The sequence below is a fragment of the Lysinibacillus sp. BSL11 genome (assembly GCF_052928325.1).
In genome coordinates this window covers 527545-533877 of sequence record NZ_JAVGCX010000001.1, presented here as the reverse complement: position 1 = coordinate 533877, position 6333 = coordinate 527545, and the positions used below count along the sequence as shown (strand labels likewise).

Sequence of the window (6333 nt, the reverse complement as noted above, 5' to 3'; positions counted from 1 at the left end):
CACAATATAATCTTTGGTTTCTTGCGATAATCTTTTTCTTGTTTGCTTTTCCATTTTCGACACGTCCTTTTTGTTCCTTCATCATAAGTCTCTCTTAAGTTCGTGTCCATTTTTTATACTAACAGCCGAAGCGCTCATCCCAAGTAGAAAAGCGCTCTAAAAGATGACTGAAGCGCTCATCCCAAGTAGAAAAGCGCTCTAAAAGATGACTGAAGCGCTCCCCCAAGTAGGAAAGCGCTCAAAAAGGTTCCTAATGCGTCTCACGCTCATCAGGAACCCCCAAAAAGCTTTTTTAAGCAACCAATAGTACGATTTACTTCATCTTCCGTGCTTTATCAGTGTTGGCGAAATGCCATTTTGTGATGGAGCGTAGAAATTCTTCGCCTTGATTACGCCAGATTCGGGCTGCTTGCACATCTACTTTGTTAGAGGCACCCTTCATTAATGTAAGCCCTGTAATGTCACTCAAACGGTCCATCTCCTTTAAAAAGGCAGCACGAGCTAAAATAGATGCTGTAGCCACAGCTACATGTAATTGTTCTGCTTTAGTAGAAAAGTAGACATTTTCTTGTACAAGTTCACGTTCATTTTTTAAATAATTGTAATAGACACCACGTTCAGCAAATTGGTCGATTAAAATAAATTCAGGTTTTTCAGGTGCCATTTTTGATAGCGTGTTTTGTAGTGCCTTGTTATGCATCATAGCTTTCATTTTACCTTGCGAATAGCCTTTTCCTTGTAAGTTGTTATATTTCTCGTTACGTAAGACGAGAACACTATGGACACAGGCTGCACGCAAATCAGGTGCAATTTTCCTCATATAGTCATCTGTTAGCATTTTTGAATCTTTTACACCAAGCTCATTCATGAGGTCGATTTTGGAAGTAGGCACATACACTGCTGCTACTGTGATTGGACCAAAATAATCACCTGTGCCTGTTTCGTCTGAGCCTAAGACAGACATGGTTGCGAAATTGTTAGGCAGTACATCCCCTTTTGCTCCAATAGTGGAGAGTGGAGTAGCGGTTTTTTCAACAGTTCCCCAACGTGCTGCCTCGCGTTCAGCACCGCCCCCCTGGAACATTAATTTGCCTGATTTATACATAGTTATGGCTGTATCTGGTAGTTTTGCAGCAAATATGACACCAGGAGCCTTTCGTTCTATAAAGTGCGTTGCATAGTAAGCCATCACCTCTTTTTGAATATTTGTTGAAATGGAAAGCACAATATTTGCCATTTAATCGTTCCTTTCTGTCCTCGTTGTTCACAATTTTATACCTTTCATGGTATGATAATAAATAGCTTTTTTGTGTGATGGTGCTCACAAGCCTCTAAAATCGTGTGTGCATCGAATTTATAGGAGGGTGCGACTATGGAAAAACAAGAAAAGAATAAAATTTCTGTTGAAATATATGGTCATACATATAAAATGGTCGGCTCTGAATCCATTGGCCATATGCGACTTGTTGCTTCGATTGTTGATGACCGTATGCGCGAGATGAACGTACATAATCCCTCACTTGATAGCACAAAACTTGCTGTTCTGACAGCAGTAAATACAGTTCATGATTATTTACTATTAAAAGAACGAATGGAGCAGTTAGAAGAAGAATTGAAAAAGTTAAAGGGTTGAAGAAAATGTTAGATTTAATCATATTAGTGGTACTGTTAGCTGGTATAGGCGTCGGTGCAAAACGAGGTTTTATTGTACAGATGATGCATATTGTCAGCTTTGTAGTAGCCCTAATTGTTGCGTATATTTATTATAAGCCATTAGCACAAAAATTTGTATTTTGGGTTCCATATCCAGGCGTAACTGACACAGGTAGCCTTGGCGTTGTCATTGATAGTCTAGATTTAGACCGTACCTTTTATCGGGTAATTGCCTTTGCTGTTATTTTCTTTGCAGTAAAAATAACGTTGCAAATCGTGGCATCGATATTTGATTTTATCGCGTATTTGCCTGTGCTAAATACAGTGAATCGTTGGCTTGGGGCGTTACTTGGCATGATTGAAAACTATTTAATTATGTTTATTTTGCTATATGTGTGCGCCTTATTACCAGTAGATGCCATACAAAATTTAATGTCGAAGTCATTGTTAAGTGGTCTCATGTTGGAGCATACACCAATTATTACAAAGATGTTCCAAAACTGGTGGTATATTTATATGCAATAGTAACTGTGCACTTCTCTCTGTCTTGAGGGAAGTGTTTTTACGATAGGAGGAATTACCAATGAATAAAAAAACAATTATTCGCACACTCGAAAAAATTGCTTTATATATGGAACTACAGGGAGAAAATCCATTCAAGGTATCAGCCTTTCGAAAGGCAGCGGCAGCACTAGAGGGGGACGAGCGTTCATTAAGCGAAATGGATGATGTAACAAAACTCAAAGGAATTGGCAAGGGTACTGCGGCTGTAATAGAGGACTTAATGGCAACAGGTGAATCGAGTTTGCTAAAGGAGTTAGAAGAGATTATACCTAAAGGGTTACTGCCATTGCTAAAATTACCTGGCTTGGGAGGAAAAAAAATAGCGAAACTTCACCAAGAGCTTGGTATTGACTCTGCCGAAAGCTTAAAGGTAGCTTGTGAAGCTGGGAAAGTACGTGAATTAGCTGGATTTGCTGTAAAATCTGAGGAGAAAATTTTAAAGGAGCTAGCCAATTTAGCAAATCGTTCAGAACGACTACCAATTTGGCAGCTTGAGCCTGTGGTTTTACAAATAGAGGCGCTTCTAGGTAGTATGAAGGAAGTAGAACGTTTTTCAGTTGCTGGCAGCTTCCGTCGCGCGTTAGAAACTAGCAAAGATATTGATTTTATTGTTGTGACAGAAGCAGTTGAGGAAGTACGCAAAAAGTTGTTAAATAGCTTAGCCATTCAAGAAGTAGTGGCAGCAGGGGATACTAAAATTTCAGTGATTTTAGACTTAGATGAGCCCGTTAGCGTTGATTTCCGTTTAGTGAAGGACAATGAGTATGCGACTGCGCTGCACCATTTCACAGGTTCAAAAGATCATAATGTTCGTATGCGGCAAATTGCCAAAGCCCGTGGTGAAAAAATAAGTGAATATGGTGTGGAACAGGAAGATGGTACCGTTTTTACGTTTCAAGACGAGGCAGCATTTTTCGCTCATTTTGATCTACCTTGGATTCCGCCAAGCTTACGGACAGGAACAGCAGAATTTGACAAAACAAACATAATTCATAACTTAGTTCGACTAGAGGATATTAAAGCTGATTTGCATATGCATACAACATGGTCGGATGGTGCATACTCTGTTGCAGAAATGGGCGAGGCGTTACTAGCACGGGGCTATCAATATAGCGTTATTACAGACCATTCGCAATTCCTAAAAGTAGCAAATGGATTAACGCCAGAGCGTTTAGAAAAGCAACGTGGAGAAATTGAGGCGTTTAATGCAGCACATCCAGATTTTCATTTGTTTAAAGGGACGGAGATGGATATTTTACCAGACGGCTCCCTTGATTTCGAAGATCAGGTGTTAAAAGAGCTCGATTTTGTTATTGCTTCCATTCATTCTAGTTTTACACAATCACAAGATAAAATTATGGCACGTTTACTAACTGCTATGCAAAATCCCTATGTTCATATGATTGCCCATCCGACTGGTCGAATTATTGAAGATCGCGATGGTTATAATCCTGATATGAAACAGTTAATTGCCTGGGCAAAGGAATATGGTAAAATTTTAGAGTTAAATGCAAATCCGTATCGTCTCGATTTATGTGTAGAACATTTAGAAATGGCATGCGCTGCAGGTGTGCCAGTAGCCATCAATACAGATGCACATGATATTGCGCATTTACGTTTTATGGATATTGGGGTTCGCTATGCAAATAGAGCATGGTTACCGAAAGATATGATTGTGAATACATGGACGCGTGAACAGTTTGAAGCGTTCATACGAAGAAATAAATAGGCTGAGGAGGTGTTCTCAGTGATAGCTGACCGCGCATTGAAAACACTAGAATACGATAAAGTTAGGCAACAAGTGGCTTCCTATTGTACTTCCTCCATTGGTAAATCTGCCATTGAGGAACTTGTGCCACAAACTGATTTTGATAAAGTAGTACAATTATTAGAGGAAATGGATGAGGGACTATCCATTTTGCGTGTGAAGGGCAATGTACCAATGGGAGGAATTTTCGATGTCCGTCCCTCTGCCAGACGTGCTCAAATAGGAGGCATGTTAGCAGCAGTAGAACTAATGGAAATTTCGAGCACGATTCGAGCAAGCCGAATTTTACGCAATTTTATTGAAGATTTAGAAGCCGATGAAGTGATTGATATTCCCCATTTCATCTCCAAAAAGGAAGCAATGCCTGTCTTAACAGGATTGCAGCATGAAATCAATAACTGTATTGACGACAATGGTGCTGTCTTAGATTCTGCTAGTCAAATATTGCGCTCTATTCGCCAATCTTTGCGTGCTGAAGAAGGGAAAGTCCGCTCTAAGCTGGAAAGTTTAATTCGTGGAAGTAATGCAGCGAAAATGCTTTCTGATACACTTGTGACAATTCGTAATGATCGCTTTGTTATTCCCGTAAAGCAAGAATATCGTCACCATTATGGTGGGATTGTTCATGACCAATCTTCTTCTGGTCAAACCTTATTTATTGAGCCAGATTCTGTTGTCCAAGCAAACAATGAAATTCATCGCTTGAAAATGAAAGAGCAGGCAGAAATTGAACGTATTTTACTAGCATTAAGTGCAATGGTGGAAGAAGTAGCATCAGATTTATTTAACTTAGTGAAGGTATTAGGCGATATCGATGTCATTTTAGCAAAGGGCAAATATGGCCAAGCCAATAAATGTACAATGCCGAAAATGAATCAGAATGGCTATATCCGACTAATACGTGCGCGTCATCCACTGCTACCAATAGAATCAGCTATTCCTAATGATATTGAATTTGGTAAAGACATTACAGCTATTGTCATTACAGGTCCTAATACAGGTGGTAAAACGGTGACATTAAAAACGGTTGGTCTGTGTACATTAATGGCGCAAGCGGGATTACCAGTGCCAGCATTAGATGGCTCAGAACTTGCTGTATTTGAGCAATTATTTGCCGATATTGGTGATGAGCAATCAATTGAGCAATCACTTTCTACGTTCTCGTCCCATATGGTCAATATTGTAGACATCCTACAAAAATTTGATCACGAATCACTTGTTCTTTTTGATGAGTTAGGGGCAGGTACTGACCCACAGGAAGGGGCAGCCTTAGCCATCTCAATCTTAGACGAAGTACATGGGCGCGGTGCTCGTGTAATGGCTACAACTCACTATCCTGAATTAAAAGCTTATGGCTATAATCGACCAGGTGTAGCCAATGCCAGTGTAGAGTTTGATATTGAAACTTTGAGCCCGACCTACCGTCTACTTATCGGTGTACCTGGGCGATCAAATGCATTTGAAATTTCCAGTCGTCTTGGTTTACCTGAATCCATTATTGATCGTGCTAAAGGCTTTACTGGAACCGATCGACATGAGGTTGAATCGATGATTGCCTCATTGGAAGAAACACGTCGCCAATCCGAAGATGATGCAGAGCGTTCGCATGCATTACTATTAGAATCAGAGACATTACGTAAAGAGCTTCAAGATAAATTGCAAGCCTATGAGGAGCGCAAAGAGGCGCTTGATAAGAAGGCAAAGGAAAAGGCGCGTAAAATTGTTGATGAAGCGAAACGTGAAGCAGAAGCGATTATTGCAGAGCTGCGAGAAATGCGTAAAAATGCTGACCAAGTTGTCAAGGAGCATGAATTGATTGAAGCACGTAAACGCTTGGAAGAAGCAACACCACTTGAAGACAATAAAGTACTAAAAAAGGCGGCACAAGTAAAAGCTCGTGCACAAAACTTAGTTGTCGGAGACGAGGTAAAGGTGTTAAGCTATGGTCAACGAGGTACTTTGTTAGAAAAGGTGTCGAATACCGAATGGGTTGTCCAAATGGGGATTTTAAAAATGAAAATCTCAGATAGTGATTTGGAGTATATTAAACCTGAAAAAGAGCCTGTATTACGAACAGCTGGTGTGAAAAATCGAAATAGTCATGTGAAATTAGAATTAGATTTACGTGGTGAACGTTATGAGGATGCAATCTTAAGAACAGAGAAATATATTGATGATGCATTACTCTCTAATTATGGTCGTGTGTCCATTATTCATGGAGTTGGTACAGGGGCTTTACGTCAAGGTATTCAAAGCTATTTGAAAAAGCATAAGCGCGTAAAATCCTTCCGTTTTGGTGAAGCCGGTGAGGGGGGCTTAGGCGTCACAGTTGTTGAATTGAAATAAGC

The 6333-nt window shown here is 40.0% G+C and carries 5 protein-coding genes; 4 read left to right on the top strand and 1 reads right to left on the bottom strand.

Annotated features, from left to right (window positions below; translation table 11 throughout):
- Positions 1 to 313 precede the first annotated feature (313 nt).
- A complete protein-coding gene (gene rnhC, locus RCJ95_RS02660; protein ID WP_274769859.1) occupies positions 314 to 1237 on the bottom strand; it encodes a ribonuclease HIII in 924 nt (307 codons plus the stop codon).
- Positions 1238 to 1372: 135 nt separating this feature from the next.
- Between rnhC and zapA the strand changes: the two genes are divergently transcribed.
- From zapA to RCJ95_RS02640, 4 genes are read left to right on the top strand one after another with little or no spacing between them, the layout of a single operon-like run.
- Positions 1373 to 1633, top strand: a complete 261-nt coding sequence (gene zapA / locus RCJ95_RS02655) for a cell division protein ZapA (protein WP_016991554.1) — start codon at positions 1373 to 1375, stop codon at positions 1631 to 1633.
- A gap of 5 nt (positions 1634 to 1638) precedes the next feature.
- Positions 1639 to 2178 carry a CvpA family protein gene (locus RCJ95_RS02650; protein ID WP_004226395.1) on the top strand — a complete coding sequence of 180 codons (540 nt, stop codon included), beginning with the start codon at positions 1639 to 1641 and terminating at the stop codon, positions 2176 to 2178.
- 58 nt (positions 2179 to 2236) lie between these two features.
- Complete coding sequence (polX, locus tag RCJ95_RS02645) at positions 2237 to 3946, top strand: DNA polymerase/3'-5' exonuclease PolX (RefSeq protein ID WP_446721856.1); 1710 nt, start codon at positions 2237 to 2239, stop codon at positions 3944 to 3946.
- Positions 3947 to 3964: 18 nt separating this feature from the next.
- On the top strand, positions 3965 to 6331 hold the full coding sequence (locus RCJ95_RS02640) for an endonuclease MutS2 (protein WP_446721855.1): 2367 nt from the start codon (positions 3965 to 3967) through the stop codon (positions 6329 to 6331).
- The last annotated feature ends 2 nt before the right edge of the window (positions 6332 to 6333 follow it).